The organism is Haloferax marinisediminis, assembly GCF_009674585.1.
Lineage (GTDB): Archaea > Halobacteriota > Halobacteria > Halobacteriales > Haloferacaceae > Haloferax > Haloferax marinisediminis.
In genome coordinates this window covers 764,509-780,220 of the sequence record NZ_WKJP01000001.1, presented here as the reverse complement: position 1 = coordinate 780,220, position 15,712 = coordinate 764,509, and the positions used below count along the sequence as shown (strand labels likewise).

At 60.7% G+C, this 15,712-nt stretch carries 18 protein-coding genes; 8 read left to right on the top strand and 10 right to left on the bottom strand.

Translation table 11 applies throughout. The features are described from left to right. Positions 1-4: 4 nt before the first annotated feature. Complete coding sequence (locus GJR98_RS04025; RefSeq protein ID WP_225316361.1) at positions 5-1,255, bottom strand: MFS transporter; 1,251 nt, start codon at positions 1,253-1,255, stop codon at positions 5-7. A gap of 147 nt (positions 1,256-1,402) precedes the next feature. On the opposite strand from GJR98_RS04025, the gene GJR98_RS04020 reads away from it, so the two are divergent. Together GJR98_RS04020 and GJR98_RS04015 are read left to right on the top strand one after the other, a co-directional pair. Beyond that, complete coding sequence (locus GJR98_RS04020) at positions 1,403-2,506, top strand: ferritin-like domain-containing protein (RefSeq protein ID WP_151135695.1); 1,104 nt, start codon at positions 1,403-1,405, stop codon at positions 2,504-2,506. Between the two features lie 61 nt (positions 2,507-2,567). Continuing rightward, on the top strand, positions 2,568-2,918 hold the full coding sequence (locus tag GJR98_RS04015) for a DsrE family protein (RefSeq protein ID WP_151135693.1): 351 nt from the start codon (positions 2,568-2,570) through the stop codon (positions 2,916-2,918). 63 nt (positions 2,919-2,981) lie between these two features. Here GJR98_RS04015 and GJR98_RS04010 read toward each other — a convergent pair whose 3' ends face one another. The 6 genes from GJR98_RS04010 to GJR98_RS03985 all read right to left on the bottom strand — a co-directional run bounded on the left by GJR98_RS04010 (position 2,982) and on the right by GJR98_RS03985 (position 7,121). Next, on the bottom strand, positions 2,982-3,386 hold the full coding sequence (locus GJR98_RS04010; protein WP_151135691.1) for a pyridoxamine 5'-phosphate oxidase family protein: 405 nt from the start codon (positions 3,384-3,386) through the stop codon (positions 2,982-2,984). Between the two features lie 171 nt (positions 3,387-3,557). After that, positions 3,558-4,757: a low temperature requirement protein A gene (locus GJR98_RS04005; RefSeq protein WP_195759373.1), complete on the bottom strand. Its 1,200-nt coding sequence runs from the start codon at positions 4,755-4,757 to the stop codon at positions 3,558-3,560. A 177-nt stretch (positions 4,758-4,934) separates the two neighbouring features. Beyond that, the gene (locus GJR98_RS04000; protein ID WP_151135687.1) at positions 4,935-5,123 is read right to left on the bottom strand and encodes a hypothetical protein; all 189 of its coding nucleotides are present in this window, start codon (positions 5,121-5,123) and stop codon (positions 4,935-4,937) included. A 99-nt stretch (positions 5,124-5,222) separates the two neighbouring features. Next, positions 5,223-6,059: a QueT transporter family protein gene (locus GJR98_RS03995; RefSeq protein WP_154269694.1), complete on the bottom strand. Its 837-nt coding sequence runs from the start codon at positions 6,057-6,059 to the stop codon at positions 5,223-5,225. 237 nt (positions 6,060-6,296) lie between these two features. Then, on the bottom strand, positions 6,297-6,644 hold the full coding sequence (locus GJR98_RS03990) for a nuclear transport factor 2 family protein (RefSeq protein WP_151135685.1): 348 nt from the start codon (positions 6,642-6,644) through the stop codon (positions 6,297-6,299). A gap of 120 nt (positions 6,645-6,764) precedes the next feature. Then, on the bottom strand, positions 6,765-7,121 hold the full coding sequence (locus tag GJR98_RS03985) for a DUF7344 domain-containing protein (RefSeq protein WP_151135683.1): 357 nt from the start codon (positions 7,119-7,121) through the stop codon (positions 6,765-6,767). A gap of 171 nt (positions 7,122-7,292) precedes the next feature. Between GJR98_RS03985 and GJR98_RS03980 the strand changes: the two genes are divergently transcribed. The 6 genes from GJR98_RS03980 to GJR98_RS03955 all read left to right on the top strand — a co-directional run bounded on the left by GJR98_RS03980 (position 7,293) and on the right by GJR98_RS03955 (position 12,751). Then, the gene (locus GJR98_RS03980) at positions 7,293-8,147 is read left to right on the top strand and encodes a TrmB family transcriptional regulator (protein ID WP_151135681.1); all 855 of its coding nucleotides are present in this window, start codon (positions 7,293-7,295) and stop codon (positions 8,145-8,147) included. A 198-nt stretch (positions 8,148-8,345) separates the two neighbouring features. After that, positions 8,346-9,029 (top strand): ferredoxin Fer, encoded by a 684-nt coding sequence (fer, locus tag GJR98_RS17910; RefSeq protein WP_151135679.1) that lies wholly within the window; start codon positions 8,346-8,348, stop codon positions 9,027-9,029. A 111-nt stretch (positions 9,030-9,140) separates the two neighbouring features. Continuing rightward, on the top strand, positions 9,141-9,854 hold the full coding sequence (locus GJR98_RS03970; protein ID WP_225316360.1) for a TlpA family protein disulfide reductase: 714 nt from the start codon (positions 9,141-9,143) through the stop codon (positions 9,852-9,854). Further along, positions 9,851-10,573, top strand: coding sequence for a cytochrome c biogenesis protein CcdA (locus GJR98_RS03965; RefSeq protein ID WP_151135677.1), 723 nt, complete (start codon positions 9,851-9,853; stop codon positions 10,571-10,573). Before GJR98_RS03970 ends, GJR98_RS03965 begins: the two co-directional genes overlap by 4 nt. A 94-nt stretch (positions 10,574-10,667) precedes the next feature. Continuing rightward, positions 10,668-12,215: a hypothetical protein gene (locus GJR98_RS03960; RefSeq protein WP_151135675.1), complete on the top strand. Its 1,548-nt coding sequence runs from the start codon at positions 10,668-10,670 to the stop codon at positions 12,213-12,215. A 62-nt stretch (positions 12,216-12,277) separates the two neighbouring features. Continuing rightward, positions 12,278-12,751, top strand: a complete 474-nt coding sequence (locus GJR98_RS03955) for an FKBP-type peptidyl-prolyl cis-trans isomerase (protein ID WP_151135673.1) — start codon at positions 12,278-12,280, stop codon at positions 12,749-12,751. A gap of 30 nt (positions 12,752-12,781) precedes the next feature. On the opposite strand, the gene GJR98_RS03950 is transcribed toward GJR98_RS03955, so the two are convergent. Genes GJR98_RS03950 through GJR98_RS03940 form a run of 3 tightly spaced genes read right to left on the bottom strand, consistent with a single transcriptional unit; the run spans position 12,782 to position 15,709 of the window. Then, positions 12,782-13,615 (bottom strand): ABC transporter ATP-binding protein, encoded by an 834-nt coding sequence (locus GJR98_RS03950; RefSeq protein ID WP_151135671.1) that lies wholly within the window; start codon positions 13,613-13,615, stop codon positions 12,782-12,784. Further along, entirely contained in the window at positions 13,615-14,730 is a 1,116-nt protein-coding gene (locus GJR98_RS03945; RefSeq protein ID WP_151135669.1) for a FecCD family ABC transporter permease, read from the bottom strand. Before GJR98_RS03945 ends, GJR98_RS03950 begins: the two co-directional genes overlap by 1 nt. After that, positions 14,723-15,709 (bottom strand): FAD-dependent oxidoreductase, encoded by a 987-nt coding sequence (locus GJR98_RS03940; RefSeq protein ID WP_151135667.1) that lies wholly within the window; start codon positions 15,707-15,709, stop codon positions 14,723-14,725. Before GJR98_RS03940 ends, GJR98_RS03945 begins: the two co-directional genes overlap by 8 nt. Between the last annotated feature and the right edge of the window lie 3 nt (positions 15,710-15,712).

Below are 15,712 nucleotides of genomic sequence, written 5' to 3'. Positions count from 1 at the left end.
TGTGTCACCGCGACAGAATCCACCCAACGAGTCCGCTGGCGAATCCGACAGCACCTGCCACGAGGAGGAGGAGTCGATACCCCCAGAAGGGGGCAAGCGCCGTGAACAGAATCGGCGCAATCGTCCGTCCGAGGAACGTCGTGCTGTTACGAAGGCTCAACGCTTCCGCTCGGAACTCGACCGGAACGAACTCGCTGACCTCGTCGTCGATCGACGGGAGGACGAGTCCCCACCCCGCCCCGAATACGACGCTGGCGAGGCCGAGCATGGTTGGAGAGCCTGCGCGCCAAGCGAAGAGTAGGCCGACACCAGCGAAGGCGAAGCCGGAGATGATGAGCATCTCGTCCGACAGGTGCTTTGCCAACCTGCCAGCCTGTGAGGCAGCCACCGCCGATGCGATGAGCGCTGCCGTGACGACGAGTCCGATTTCGACGGGGCGAACGCCGAACCCGGTGGACAACTGGAACGGAATCGCAGTGAACACCGCACCGAAGAGGAGTAGTTCGATCATGAACGCCGACCCGTATAGCAGGAGGGCTTCACTGGGCGTCAGTGCATCGAAGACCTGCCGAAACGACCCGAAACTGTGGGTTCCGTGTTCGACCGACGGTTCGTCGAGCGCGATGTAGGCGAGGAGCGCCACAGGGATACCCAGAAGGTACACGAAGAACGGTGCATTCCACGACGTTGCTGCGAGAACGCCACCGAGAATCGGGAAGATAGCCGCCCCAGTCGAGAGAACGGCCGTATTCGCCCCGAGGACGGAAGTTCGCTCGACGCCCTCGAACGTATCGCCAATCAGCGTGACGGTCGAGATGAATATCCCTGCAGCGGCGGTTCCTTGCACGATACGAAGTCCGAGCGCGACCGAGTAACTGGGTGCGTACGCGATTGCAGCACCCGTCAGACTAAACACGAGCAGCGATGGAATGAGAACGGCCCGCCTCCCGATTCGGTCTTCGAGGAGGCCGATGAACGGTGAGAGCACGATTCCAGTCAGGAAGTACGACGAGAGGATGAGACTCGTCTCCGCGTCGGTCAGGGAGAACTGTGCTTGAATAACCGGGAGTCCCGGACTAATCAGTGCGATTCCCAGTGGAGCCAAGAGCGTACTCGCAAAAACCACCCGAAGCGTCGGTGAATTCCACGGGAGCGTCGCGTCACCTCGTCTGAACCCCACGCGCAGGTGATGACCCACCGACAAGGAGGCATCGACCATCGACCCCCGGTGGTGGCTGACCCTGGGAATCTTCATGCCAACTATTGAACGTCTCGCGATTTATACCTCGCTTCGCGCGCGTCGGGCGAACGCTCGAATTCGCGGTTGAGAGAGTCTCAAACTCCTGAATGAGTGGCCGGCCCGACCTGTATATTGATAGTCGTTGTTGTCGAATTACTGACTATGGGTATCGAGACGAGAGCAGACCTCAAAGAACACCTTCAGTGGGCAGTCCAGGTCGAACTGTCGACCATTCCGACCTACCTGTACGCGATGTACTCCATCGACGACAGAGGCGCAGAACCGTACAGACTCATCCGGAGCGTCGTCGTCGAGGAGATGCTCCACATGGCGCTGGCGGCCAACCTCATGGTCGCCGTCGGTGGCAAGCCACGGTTCTACGCCGAGGACGTGATACCGTCGTACCCGATGGACCTTCCTCACCACGACCCGCCGATTCGGATGAACCTCGAACGATGTAGTCCCGACTTCATCGAGCGGGTCTGTATGCCAATCGAACACCCACGGGCAGTCGATGCGGTGCCAGAAGACGACAACTACGAGACCATCGGGCAGTTCTACCTCGCAGTCGAAGCGGCCATCGAGCAACTCGACGACGACGAAGGTGGACTGTTCGACGACCCACAGGTCGAACGACAACTACTGCATCCGGGGTACTATGCGCCAGTCGAGTTCGACGAAGAAGACAGCGGCGGCCTGCACCCGATAGACGGAATCGAGAGTGCGTGTCGGGCGATCGAGACGGTCATCCATCAGGGAGAGGGGCTCCGAGACGAACATTGGGCAGACCCATCCCACCACGAGATGACCCACTACTACAAGTTCAAGTCGATTGCGGACGGCACCTATCGACTTGGAGCGGTTCGCCCCGTCGCGGAGAATCCGACGACTGCCGACTTCGACCCGGCGTTACGCCCCGTCTCTGACCTGTTCAACGCGGCGTATAGCTATTCGTTCGTCCTCATGGACGAACTGTACGCCACGACCGACAGAGACACGAAAGACGCGCTGGTCCGTGACCTCTACACGGTCATGTCCGGCATCCTCTCGCCGTTAGCCCGGTACCTGACGAGTCACCCCGTGTCTGAGGGCGCGGAACTCAACGCAGGGCCGACGTTCGAGTTCTACCAGTTCGAAGCGTCGTCGACGCCGTGGGAACAGATTCGTGCACTGACGACCACCGTCGCCAGAGACGTCGGTGAACTCGTTCACCTCAACGGGATGGTCGAGAGTCTACAGACCACGCCTCGCCTCTCGTCGGAGTGACCTCGTCACACCTCGGACCCGTACACTCTATCGATATATCGGTGGGAGTCGTCTCTCTGTCATGAAGACCGTGATTCACGTGTCGTCCCCGAATCCCGGAGACCAAGAGCACGCGATGGTGAACACGCTGAACATGATTTACGACGAGAGCGTCTACACACCAGGCGACGACGTTGCAGTGGTGGCAAACGGGGCCGGTGTCCGGATGTTCATCGAAGCAACCGCGTCGAATCCGGAGATGGTCGAAGAGCTTCGAGAACTGAGCGTTACCCTGCTCGTCTGTGGGAACGCACTCCGTGGGATGGGCGTCACCGACGACGACTTACTCCCCGGTGTCGAGCGTGTTCAGTCAGGGTCCGGCGCACTCGCACGACTCCAAGACGAAGGCTACGGGTACATCAAAGCGCCGTAGCGACACGACCATCGTGAAAAATACGCTTCGAGTCTCGACGACAGCCCAACCGTCCAGCGCGCGTCAGTACGTCCGGTAGGCGACGGACCCGACGTCGATACGGACCAGGACGTTCTCTGACCACGCGTCGTCTTCGACACCGTACTTCCGGTTGATGCGTGTGTTCGCCTCTTGAATTTCGTCTTCGTCCTCCACGATGGTCGCCGTTCCACGAATCGTGACCATCCACTCGGGAATCCCTTCGTGGTCTCGTTCCATCGAAATCGACACGTGTGGGTTCTTTCGGATGTTCGCGAGTTTGACGCCAGTCGTGAGTATCTCGACGACGCCGTCGTCGTACCGGTACCAGAGTGGGGCCGAGTGGGGTCGCCCGTCGGCACACGTCGCCAGGTGAGCGACCACCGGTTCGCCCGTCAGGAGGTCCTCTACTTCGGACGGAATCTCCCGCCCTGTCCGACTCAGATTCATGCAGTCTAGACGCTACTTCCGAGCAAAAGCGTGTCTGCAGGTGAACCGAACGATGAATTTCGACGGGCGCGAACAGTCACGGAAACCGTCGTCATTGCTGGGTTTCGTGGAGGACGTGACGAGAGACAGTGGTCCGAAAATCCGGAAGAACACTGAATGGGAGTCGAAGGGTCAGTGCCTGACCTCTGTTTCGAGTTGCGGCGCGGCCACTCCCGGAGATAGGAAATCCAGGGCAATGACCGCGAGCAACAGCCCCGAGACGAGCACCAGTGAGACGATGGGAGACAGTTGGATACCCAGCCCCGGGTAGAGGAACAGACCCGCGGCAACGAGCAGACGTATCCGGAACACGTTGCCGTCGATGCTGTCTGGAATCGCCCGATGACAGAGACTCGTGCCGATGAGGTACAGCGCGACTCCGCCGCCAACCACACCCACTCCGCCGGGTTCGGGTGCGACGCCAGTCAGCGACGACTCCAACAGGATGATGATGCCGATGCCACCGGCGACGATACCCATGTGAGTGAGGTAGTGGCTGAACGTGTAGACGAGTCCCCGTTGTCTCGCATTGAGCCAGTGTTCAGACGTCGGATGGAGAATCCGGTCGATGAGCGCTTCGTCGAAGTACCGGAAGTAGAGCCACCACATCGAGACGGCGACGAGGAAGCCGAGTGCCCCGATAGTGAGCGTCTCTGGTCCGGGGTCCGTAATCGACGTCCCGAACGAGACGGCGAGGATGGTCTCGCCGAGAACGATGATGGTGAAGAGCCCGAGCCGCTCGGGCAGGTGAGACGCCTGTTCGACGACGTCACCGGTGGCGGTGTAGATGACGGCAGCCCCACCGAGGCTGATGATGACGGCAGCACCCCAAAGCCCGAACCGACCGGGTTCGGGGACGAACAACGCGAGTGCGAGGATACCTGTCGTGAACACGTTCGAGATGGTAAAGTACTGAACGAACCGCTTTTCGGGGCCCTCGATATGTTGTGCACGATAGTAGAACAGGGTGACAATCGCCCGGAGGAGGAGAATCGCAACCCCGAACGCGAACGACTCGCCATTGAGCGCGTCGTCGGCAGTCTGTGCGAGGAAGATGACGAGGAACATGGCGGCAATCATCATCAACCGAGAGAGCAGGTCTTCCGTGTCGAAGAGGTCGGCGTAGTAACTGTAGCCAAGCCAGACCCACCAGACCAAGAGAAAGAGCCCTGCAAACCCCAGCACATCTGATAGCGTCAGATGGTGGTGAAGGTATCCACCAAGTTCGGCGATTGCGACGACGAAGACGAGGTCGAAGAACAGTTCTAACCACGTCGCGTGGCGAACACCCTCGCCTTCACTGCCGCCTCCAATTGCCGGCGGTCGCTTCAACACCCCCCGAAACGGACTCCTGTACTGTGACACGCCTTTTCGCCCCCTGTGCAGTCGCGTAGACCCGAAACGCGGTAGATACTTCGCTCGGTTAAATATTAACTATATTTCACCATTTCACGGTATGTGTTTATTGCACACACAACTGACAGAGGTTGTCAGCCTTCGGAGGCAACGTCACGTGTGCTCGAAAATAGTCGTCTCGAGTGTGAGCGAGTCTTCGACGTCCCGGATACACGAGTGACAGAGTAACACCTGATGGAGTGTCTCGCGATCGTCGTTGGTGATGACGTGAACGTTTGCGGTCATGAATCGCTCGTCGGTCTCGAAGAGGGCGCCACAGCGGTCACAGTGGAGGATACTCATGCTTCAGCTAGGCTATCGGTGAGATTAAGGGTAGTGCGCAGGCCTTCGGAGAGGCGAACGACGGTCGTTGTAGTTCGGAGTTCAGGTGTTCGGCATCGGTCAGTCGCTTCGACCCGTAGGCGGTGGGTCGCCTGTGGCTGAGTTCCCCGGTTGCCATCCTCCTGCGAAGGCACTGAACCCGAGGAGGAGGATAAACGCGACCGCACCGAACACCGCTTGGAGCATCGAGCCACCAGTCCCCAGCTGGATGCCAGCGTCCGGGATGCCGAAGGGAACGCCCACGACAGCGACACCGATGACGATACCGCCGACCAGCCAGACGGTACAGACTCCCGCGAGCCCCATGGCCGCGACATCCCGGCGCTGCGCAGGAACGTCCGGCATGAGCGTCTCGTCCATAATCTCTGTGTAGAGAAGCCCAGCTTCCTCGATTCGGGGGTACAGCAGATACAGGATTGGTGGACCGATGACTGCAGCGGCGAGGAAATTGTTGACCGAGATGATGAGCGCGAACACAGAGAACGGAAACAGTCCCAGGAGGTCGACCCCCCACGCGATGATTGCTGCAGTGCCCGCTGCCGACACGAACGAGATAACGACGAACTCGACGAGTTGCGGGAGCGACCGCATGTTGGGTTTCTCGTGGGACGAGAGTCGACCCAGGTGCCCCCAGAGTTTGTACGCCACGAAGCCACTGAAGAAGTTTCCGACGAACCCGAACACGCTACCGACAGTGAGCGTCCCTCCAAACGCGTCGCTGAATAGATTTCCGAACGCCGCCCCCCACGCAGTCGCCGGTCCGAACAGCAAGCCCAGTGCGACCGGGAGGACGTTCGCCGGTCGAACTTCGGTGAACCCGGGGACGATGACGAATCCCTTGAACGGGATGAGCGCGGCCATATACACCGCTGCGATGACCACCGTGAGCACGACCATGCGAACGTCCCGCCACATCGTCAGGAGCTCTCTCATTTCGTTTCAGGTCTCCAATTGATATCATTCTAGACACCTTCGAGGGAGATATAGATTGGTGCCGGACGCTCTGTATCCGGAGAATCGACGCTGCTCAGCGTCTCGAAATATCGGTCTATCTAGTTGACTCGGCTCTGTCGAAGCGAAGAGACTGGTCGCAACTACGTCGGCCAGTCGTGTCCACGGTTCTGTGGGTTCGACCTACTTGGATTCGATTTTTCCTCCGTACGTCTGGGTCGTGATGACGCCGTCTTGGACGACGAACGTGTCTGTACAGAACTCGTAGACCTTGTCTGGCGTCTCACCGGACCAGGTGATGTAGGCGATGTCGCCTTCGACTTTCTGGAGGTCGATGTTCGCGACGGCACCTTCTTGCCCGAAATCAGCGAACAATCCCTCGAAGAACCATGGTATCTCGTCGAGGCCACGATACGTCCGTTCGGGTGTGATGATAATCGACGAATCGTCGTAATCGGCCAGTATCCCATCCATATCCCCTTCACCAAACAAAGCGAGGTGCCGGTCGAGCACCTCTTGTGTCGTCTTCATTCGAATACACCGCCCACTAGTTCGTGCTAATTAATCATCAAGATTGTTGTTGGGACACACAGACCCCACCGACGAACAGAGGCGCGTCAAATGCGGTCGACCACCGACAACGTAACTGAACTAGATGGCGTCACGCACTGGCCGAAGCGCCGATTCGATTTCCTCGACCGCTGAACCAACGCCTGCTGCCAAGGAGTCGAACATCACGAGTTGAAGCGAGTTGTCGTACGTGAGCAAATCTGCATCGTCGAGTTTCGGAAGGTCGACGTGGTGCAGCATCACCACGATCTCTTCGTCGACGAGACCATCGTTATCCTCGTCGCACCGTGAGAGTTCACTTGCGAGGGCGAAAAGCGTGACCGGGCTAGTTTGAGAACAGAGCACAGTGAGGAGGTCCCGTCGACGCTTCTCACCGAGGAGTTCGAATACCTCGTCGGTAGAGACGTGGAAACTCTTGGGAGACCCTTTCGTGCTCATAGAACAGTCAACGAACTTCGAGCAAATAAGCGGGTAGTAAGAGTTCGATTGAAACAACAGCATGTATTCGATAACAACGAGTAGATTGTCGAGACGTGGACCCGATGTTGACGACGGGTGTCAACCCGTCGGTGAGAACACATTGAATATTCGACACTGCGTAGGTTTCGCATGGTGTCGTTCGACCGTGAGCGGACAGAAGATAGAGCGATAGAGCTCTTGACGAGCCTCTCGTTGACCGATTACGAGGCACGGACGTTCGTCGGGCTTCTCCGGTTGGGAAGGGGAAGCGCACGGGAGGTGAGCGACGTCGTCGAAGTCCCCCGCTCACGGGTGTACGACGCGGTCGAATCCCTCCACGAGATGGGGCTCGTCGATATTCGGTACGGTACACCGAAGGAGTTCATTCCCGTCTCTCGCGAGACGACGATTCGGAAGTTCGCCGTGAAGTACGAAGACCTCACGGAGGAACTCTCGGTGTCGCTGGAGCGACTGAATCCCACCGAGTCGATGACCGAACAGATTGGCGTCTGGACAGTCACCGGGAGAGAGAACATCGACCGACGAATCACCGAGTTCGTCGACGACGCGAACGCAGAGGTCGTGTTGATGAGCGACGAGACGTTGCTGACCGAGGACATCACCGATGCGCTGACCAGCGCAGAAGAACGAGGTGTAGACATCCACCTCGCCGGCGTCACAGACGAGGTCAGGGACACCGATACCGTCGACTCCAACGTCGTCGAAACACTCTGGTCGTGGTCTGGGTCACACATCTCTCGGCTCTTACTCGTCGACGACGAGGTCACGCTCGTCAGCGTCGACCGACCAATCAGTGATACCGAAACCGTCGAGGTTGCAATCTGGGGTCGTGGGACGAAGAACAACCTCGTGGTCGTTCTCCGGACGGTCTTTGCCGTCGAATTCGGGGAAGACCGCGAAGAGTTCGATTCGGAAGACGATATTCTGGAGACGAGGGACGAAACCGAAGCGGAACACTCGGACACAGAAGACGACGAGGAGTAGAGAAAACGACGAAGAATAGCAACGAGTGGCCGAACCGCCGCGTCTCCGCTACTCCACCAGACCACAGCGAACGTGCTTGCGGCCTGTGTCTGTCTCTTCTTGCCATCCCGCGGCGGCTCACGAACCCTCCGGCAGTAGTTCACTCGAAGACCTCCAGTAGCCGTGGATTTATGCTCTCTACTTCCTACTAGCCCGGGTGTGGACACCCCGTTCGATATCCTCCAAATCGACCCGGATGCAGACGAAGCGGACGTCATCCAAGCGTACCGCCAACGGGTGAAAGAAGCACATCCCGACCACGGCGGGTCTGCAGACGAGTTCCAACTGGTTCGTGAGGCGTACGAAGAGATTCGAACAGGCTACTCACTCGGAGACCGAGACGGAGACCGTGCGCGCGACGTGGAACGGCCGGGTTACTCCGGTGGTGACACCGACCCCGAACCGAAGCCCCGACAGGAGGGGACTCGTGTCGAGTATCTCGATTACGACGTTCTCGACGACAACTCTTGGCAACTGACCGACGAGGATTTGTTCGAGAAGGCAGCGGACGCCGGACTCGACACCGCCTCGTACGGAACAGTCGTCGTCGAACCTCGAACGTGTCTCCTCAAAGCGGCCGAAGAAGACGGGCACAACTGGCCGTACGCGTGCCGTGGGGGTGCGTGTGCGAACTGCGCCGTCGCCGTCGTCGAAGGCGACATGGAGATGCCCGCGAACCACATCCTCTCGTCGGAGATGATGGACTACGGCATCAGACTCTCCTGTATCAGTGTCCCGACGACGGACGAGGTCAAAGTCGTCTACAACATCGAACACCTTCCTGGACTGGACGAACTTCGGTTACCTTCACAGCAGGCGAGACACGTCCGACCGAGTGATTGAAGCGAGGACGCGTCCGCCGATGTTCGTGAGAATCACCCGGCCAGCATCGGTTGTGCGTTTACTCCGTCCAACCGCGGCCGAGTTAAGCTTCGATGGGCTTCTTACAATGTAATGACTAATACACCGCCCCGCGGGGGGTCCCGTGAAGGAAACGAGCGGGGAGTCGTCGGAGGAGTGGGACCGACGGCCGGACGGACCCGACGGGATTCCCACGAGCGAGTGGGAAGTCGTCGGGGAAGTGAGCGAAGCGAATGGACCCGGCGGAATTTCCTCCGTCTCGCTGGCGTCGGCAGTGTCGGCCTCGCTGGATGCCTCGGTGGTGGAGGCGGGGCGACTGGCGGCGCGGCCTCCGGCGGCGACAGTTCAGGCGACACCGGCGGGTCGGGTGGCGACCGCGTGTGGTACACCACCGAACTCGCCGACGTACTGACGGGAGAGACGTTCACCATCGAAGAACTCGTCGACCGGCCCGTCCTTGTTGAGACGTTCGCAGTGTGGTGTTCGAACTGCCTGAGTCAGCAAAAGGAGATGATAAATTTCCACGAGGCCGTCGGTGACGACGTTCTGACCGTCGCCCTCGACATCGACCCGAACGAAGACGCACAGAAGGTCCGCGAACACGCCGAGCGTCACGGCTTCGACTGGCGATACGCAGTCTCCCCGGAACCGGTGACCAAGAGCCTCACCGACGAGTTCGGGTCGTCGATGGCCAGCGCACCCACCGTTCCGATGCTCCGAGTCTGCCCCGACGGCACCGCAACCCGAATCAAAAACGGGTTCAAGTCGACGGAGTATCTCCGTGCACAAGTCGACGAGTGTCGATGAACTTCGGGCTACAACTGTTCGAACTCTTCCTCCTCGGCGTCGGCACACCACTGACCGCGGCGTGTGCATTGCCTTTGTATCCCGGTTTTCTCGCGTATCTCGCCCGACAGAGTTCACACGGCGACGGTGACGGTGGCCTCCCGATTGCCGCCCTCGGTCTGCTGGTCACGCTCGGCGCCGTCTCGTTCATGCTCGTCGTGGGAGTCGTCTTCTCGCTCTTCCTCGAGATCTCGCTCACTGCAGTCGTCGAAATCGTCTCGCCAGTCGCGTTCGGCATCCTGTTCGTCGTGAGCCTCGCGCTCCTCGCGGACGCGAAGCTATTCGCTCGCATCCCGACTATCGACCCTCCAGAGACACGACATCCGGCGCTCTCCGCGTTCTCTTACGGGTTCTTCTTCGGTGCCATCGTCCTGCCGTGCAACCCGGGGTTCATCGCGCTGTTCTTCGCCCGCGTTCCAGTCCTGTTCGACACGGCAGCAGAGAGCATCCTCGGGTTCTTCGCGTTCGGGCTGGGTATCGGAGCGCCGTTACTCGCGTTCTCGCTAGTCTCAGAACGGTACAGTAGGCAGGTCACCCGATGGTTCGCTCGCCACAGCACCAGCATCAATCGGGTGACGGGTGCGGTCATGCTCGTCGTCAGCCTGTACTATCTCCTCATCGTCTTCGACGTCCTCGGTGTCGCGAACCAACTCGAAGCCGTCTACAGTGTGGTCGTCTGACCGCTCGCGTGAACGTGCGACACTCACCCGGAACTCGTCAGTTCGACCGCAAAAGCACCTATGACGGTTGGGGATTCTGGTCACACCAAGAGCTATGATATCCGGTGGTCCGGCGAGTCGACGGCGGGCACTCCTCGTCTCCCACCTCGAACGACTCGATTCACAGCGCAGTCTCGCATTCGTTGCAGCGGTGTGGCGCGCTCGTGGGTACGAAACCACAATCGGTGAAGGCGTCGTCGTCGCGACGCGACACGGTCACACGACTGTTCTCGCACCCGTTTGTGGGCGGTGGACCCACGCAGTATCCACACCGAAGTACCGGACCGATGGTGGCGACGGTGTCGACGTCGTCGTCTCGCTCGGGAACGACCGTCGTGGGCGAGCACTCGCCGAAACCCACGGTTCCCGCCACGTCGATTCCACTGCACTGGCCGAGATGCTCCTGTACGCCCTCGACCGCGAGGAGGCGAACCGCCTCTGTGACTATCACCTCGACGCGCCGATAGACGAACTACTCCCACCGCTTCGGAGACGTGTATCCCAGCGCATCGCGCACACCAGTCGCCGCGTTTCCCGCGTTGTCCGACCCACCACTGTCCGTCGCGTCGTCATGTTCGCAGTCGTCCTCCTCGCCGTAAGCGGTGGGGTGGTGTCGCTCGGCCTCGTCGATTCGTCAGTCGACCAGCCGACGCAGCAGCGCGCAGGACCGGTGGGTGGGACGGCGCCGACAGATGGGGCACAGCCCACAGTCGAACCGTACGAACAACCGACACCCGCGACACCGTCGACCGATTCGGCTACTGTGTCTGCGTCGACAGCACCGCCGTTCGTCGGGAACGTCGGGCGAGGAGAACTCGAACCACTCGCAGAGGGTGACCTCGACTCGGTTCCGGGCGTCACCCGTGACGGAATCACGAACCTCACTGCACTCAGCGAGGCACACGAGGCCACCCTCTCGAACCGCTCGTACACGCTCTGGTTGGATACGTACCGGCCACGAGACGCCGACCCGAACGCAACTCGCGTCCAGTACGACACCGACGTCGCTGTGTCTGGGGACACCTACCTCATCGTCGAGAGCGTCGAAGCAGGTCGAGAACGGACACACGTACGGACGGTGAACTACGACGGGAGCGACTGGTACGTCATCGACCACCAGAATGGGGGCGACTGGTACGTCATCGACCACCAGAATGAGAGCAACCGGACACGCCGAATCGACGACAAGACGGCCGACCCACCAGTCCAGTTCGAACCGCGGCACCTGAACCCAACGCTCGTTCGCCAGTTTCTCGATACGCGCACGACGAACGTGACCGGGAAAGTTCGCGTGAACGAGGTCACGTACTACCGAATCGAGGGGAGTCAACGGCCGTCGATTGGCGGCGTCGAACCTGTCCAAAACTACCACTTCGTCGCATTTGTCGACGACCAGGGGTTCGTCACCGACGCGACCGTGACGTACGAGCTCGTCGGAGACGGAGGGTCCTACGCCGTGCAGTTCGAGTGGACCTACGGCAACCTCGATTCGACGATGGTGAGTCGACCGTCGTGGGACACTGTGAACGAGACGAACGAGACGAACGAGACGAACGAGACGGCCGACGAGAACGCACCCTCACTCACATCGAGTGTGGCGTGAGTTCGACCCGAGACGCCGCGTCGATGGCGATATTTATCCGAGTCCTCTCCTGAGGTTTCGCTATGGCTATCGAGTCGGGAGACCGTGTCGCGCTCGCGTACATCGGGCGGTTCGAGGACGGAACCGTCTTCAACACGTCTCGGTACGAGGTTGCGGTCGAACACGGCCTGTTCGATGCACAGGAACGCGCCCGCGAAGACTACGTGCCCCAGTCGTTCGTCGTCGGCGCCGACGAGATAATCCCGGGGCTCGACGAAGCAGTCGTGGGGATGTCCGCCGGTGACGAGGCGACTGTGACGGTGCCCCCGGAGAAGGGCTACGGCGAGTTCGACGAGCGTCGGGTCCGGACCTACGACCCCGAGACGTTCGAGGGAATGGTCGGAGAAGAACCCGAAGTGGGCCTGCACGTCCACGCCGAAAACGGCCTCCACGGCGACGTGATTAGCGTGCGTGAGGACGCTGTCGAGGTGGACTTCAATCACGAACTCGCTGGCAAGACGCTCGTCTTCGACATCGAAATCGTCGCTGTCGAGTGAGACCGACTGTGGCGAGTCGCTGGTCGCGTGCTACTCGTCGAGTGCGCGGTGTGGTGCGATGTGCGGCCCCGTGGGGCTCTCGCTATCCACGTCGGCGTCGACGCGGAAGACGTCGGCCAACAGTTCCTCGGTGACGACCTCTCGCGGTGGGCCCCAGTCGTACGGCGTCCCGTCTTTCATCGCGATGAGGTTGTCTGCAAACCGTGCCGCCTGCCCGATGTCGTGGAGTACGATGCCGATGGTTATCTCCTCCTCGCGATTGAGGGTTCGGACGACCTCCATCACGCGGAGTTGATGGTGTAAATCGAGGTACGTAGTGGGTTCGTCGAGGAGCAGCACGTCCGTCTCCTGTGCGAGAACCATCGCAATCCACGCGAGTTGTTTCTGTCCACCACTCAGATTGCCAACGTCCTGCGTTCGGATGTCGTCGACACCGGCTAACTCGATGGCACGGTCGATGGCTTCGCGGTCCTCGTCGGTGATGGAGTCGAAGAACCCACGGTGGGGATACCGACCGTGGGAGACGAGGTCTTCGACGGTGAGACTGGCAGGCGACTCGTTCTCTTGTGAGAGGAGACCGACCCGTCTCGCGAGTTCTTTCGAGTCGAACAATTGAATCTGCGAACCATCGAGTAAGACGGACCCTCGCTCGGGAGCGTGTTGCCTCGCCATCGCCTTCAGCAGCGTACTCTTCCCACTTCCGTTCGGACCGACGAGCGCCGTCACCTCTCCAGCAGGGATGACGACGTTCTCACACTCGACGACAGGTTCGTCCGTCGTCGGGTAGCCGATTGCGAGATGCTCACCGACGAGTTCACTCGCGTTCGCTCGGTCGGTCGCTGGGGAAGTTCGCTCGTCGACCATCAGATATCACCCATCGTGTCCTGCTTGCGCATCAAGTAGAGGAAGTACGGTCCGCCGAGTAGCCCGGTGACGATACCGACCGGAATCTGGACCGGACTCAATGCGAGACGTGCGCCAACGTCGGCGGCGACCATCAGCGCCGGGCCGGCGAAGAGACACCCGACGACGAGTTTCTTGTACTCACTGCCGACGACGGTTCTGACCATGTGCGGGACGATGAGGCCGACGAACCCGACGATGCCGGCGACGGCGATGCTCGCTGCCGCAGCGAGGACTGCGACACCGGAGAGGCCGAATCGAACCTTCTCGACGTTCATGCCGAGCGAACTCGCCGTGTTCTCACCCAAGAGGAGGAGGTTCAACTGGCGCGAACTGACGAGTGCCAACAACATTGCCACGACAGTCCACGGGAGCGCCATCCGAACCTGTTCCCAGTCGGTTCCGGTGAGCGAGCCAGTCGTCCACGCGATTGCACTCTGGACGACGCCGATGTCGTCGGCGAAGAAGAACAACGCCGTCTGAAGACTCCCGAACACCGTCCCGACGATGACGCCTGCGAGGACGAGTCGAACCGGTGAGGTCCCGTTCTTCCACGCGATGGCGTAGACGGTGAGGAACGCGACTGCCCCACCGAGCGAGGCGACGAGCGGCAAGAACGTCGAGAGGCCGGAGAAGACCACGAGCGTGAGGAGAATCGCGAGACCAGCCCCCGACGAGACGCCGAGGATGAACGGACTCGCGAGTTCGTTCCGCGTGACCGCCTGAAAGATTGCCCCGGAGACGGCGAGGTTCATCCCCACGAAGATGGCGACGAACACGCGCGGGAGTCGGATGTTCCAGACGATGAGGGTCTGTTTGTGCAGTTCTGGAATCTCGCCGCCGAGCAAGAACGCGTTCCACGCCTGTGGGTTCAAAACCACGGCTGGGTCGAACACGGCTCGCCATGCCTCGGCGATACTCATGGAGAACGCCCCGAAGCTCACCTGTAGGAGCCCACCGAAGAGGACGACGAGCGTACTCCCGAGACAGAGCGCGACCAGCGAACTATCGACCCAGTCGACGACGCGCCGGACGACCGACGCACGCTCTCGTGAGGTGCCGGTCGCCTCACTCATCGCTCGAAGCCTCCCTGTTCGCATCTGTCGACTCCTCTCGTTCACGCCCGCCGAGGTAGGTGCGAAGGGTCTCGTCTGGAACGGCGTCGAGAACGCGTTCGGTTCCAATCACTTCGACGAGGCGTCGAACTCCCCGCCTTTCGGCGGCCGCAATCTCGTCGTCACTGCGTCGCGTCTCGAACGCTCGGTCGATGTAGGTCTCGCGGAGGTCGGCGAGGTGGTCTTCGTCGACGTCGGCGTCGTCGGGGACCTGCCTCTCGAACCACTCACGCCAGCGGTCGCGGTCACCCCACTCACCCTGAAATTCGCTGTCCGGGCGAAGCCAGTCGTAGTGAGCCGCGAGGATATCACCGGAGAATCCCTGCTCACGGCGATGGTCGAAGAGGAGACAGCGAGCGACGTGGGCACCCTGTCCGGCCGCGATTCCGACCTGCGCGTTTCGGTCACCCGTCGGGGCGGCGACGTACAACCCGTCGACCGGCGTTCGGCCGTCGTCGTCCGGATACGACGAGTCGAACTGTTCGTGAGACTCGCCGTGGTGGTCGTGGTGTTCGAACATCGCATCGTCATCGTCCAGTCCACGGAGATAGTCGCCGTCGTACCACGCCGCGGCGACGACGTACTCGGTGACGACACGGTGACCGTCCTGCGTGTGGACGACGAATTCGCCAGCCTCGGCATCGACGTCAGCGTCGGCGTCGTCGACACGTTCGACCGATTCGACCATGTCGGCGACGTAGTCCGCACCGGCCTCCGTGACGTGGTCGTGCATCAGCGACGTGAACGTCTCGACACCGATACCGGCGGGGAACCCGAGATAGTTCTCCAGATAGGCACACCGACGGAACGCCGCGTTGCCGCGGTTGAAGACGATCGTGTCCAGACCGTAGCGGGCGGTGAAGACGGCCGCGGCACACCCCGACGGACCACCCCCAACGACGACCACGTCGACTGTCGACACCTCCCCTGTGTCGCTCATCGC

Coding starts and splice junctions, on each gene's coding strand:
- GJR98_RS04025 (WP_225316361.1), bottom strand. CDS start 1,255: ATGAAGATTCCCAGGGTCAGCCACCACCGGGGGTCGATGGTCGATGCC.
- GJR98_RS04020 (WP_151135695.1), top strand. CDS start 1,403: ATGGGTATCGAGACGAGAGCAGACCTCAAAGAACACCTTCAGTGGGCA.
- GJR98_RS04015 (WP_151135693.1), top strand. CDS start 2,568: ATGAAGACCGTGATTCACGTGTCGTCCCCGAATCCCGGAGACCAAGAG.
- GJR98_RS04010 (WP_151135691.1), bottom strand. CDS start 3,386: ATGAATCTGAGTCGGACAGGGCGGGAGATTCCGTCCGAAGTAGAGGAC.
- GJR98_RS04000 (WP_151135687.1), bottom strand. CDS start 5,123: ATGAGTATCCTCCACTGTGACCGCTGTGGCGCCCTCTTCGAGACCGAC.
- GJR98_RS03995 (WP_154269694.1), bottom strand. CDS start 6,059: ATGGTCGTGCTCACGGTGGTCATCGCAGCGGTGTATATGGCCGCGCTC.
- GJR98_RS03990 (WP_151135685.1), bottom strand. CDS start 6,644: ATGAAGACGACACAAGAGGTGCTCGACCGGCACCTCGCTTTGTTTGGT.
- GJR98_RS03985 (WP_151135683.1), bottom strand. CDS start 7,121: ATGAGCACGAAAGGGTCTCCCAAGAGTTTCCACGTCTCTACCGACGAG.
- GJR98_RS03980 (WP_151135681.1), top strand. CDS start 7,293: ATGGTGTCGTTCGACCGTGAGCGGACAGAAGATAGAGCGATAGAGCTC.
- GJR98_RS03970 (WP_225316360.1), top strand. CDS start 9,141: ATGACTAATACACCGCCCCGCGGGGGGTCCCGTGAAGGAAACGAGCGG.
- GJR98_RS03965 (WP_151135677.1), top strand. CDS start 9,851: ATGAACTTCGGGCTACAACTGTTCGAACTCTTCCTCCTCGGCGTCGGC.
- GJR98_RS03960 (WP_151135675.1), top strand. CDS start 10,668: ATGATATCCGGTGGTCCGGCGAGTCGACGGCGGGCACTCCTCGTCTCC.
- GJR98_RS03955 (WP_151135673.1), top strand. CDS start 12,278: ATGGCTATCGAGTCGGGAGACCGTGTCGCGCTCGCGTACATCGGGCGG.
- GJR98_RS03950 (WP_151135671.1), bottom strand. CDS start 13,615: ATGGTCGACGAGCGAACTTCCCCAGCGACCGACCGAGCGAACGCGAGT.
- GJR98_RS03945 (WP_151135669.1), bottom strand. CDS start 14,730: ATGAGTGAGGCGACCGGCACCTCACGAGAGCGTGCGTCGGTCGTCCGG.
- GJR98_RS03940 (WP_151135667.1), bottom strand. CDS start 15,709: ATGAGCGACACAGGGGAGGTGTCGACAGTCGACGTGGTCGTCGTTGGG.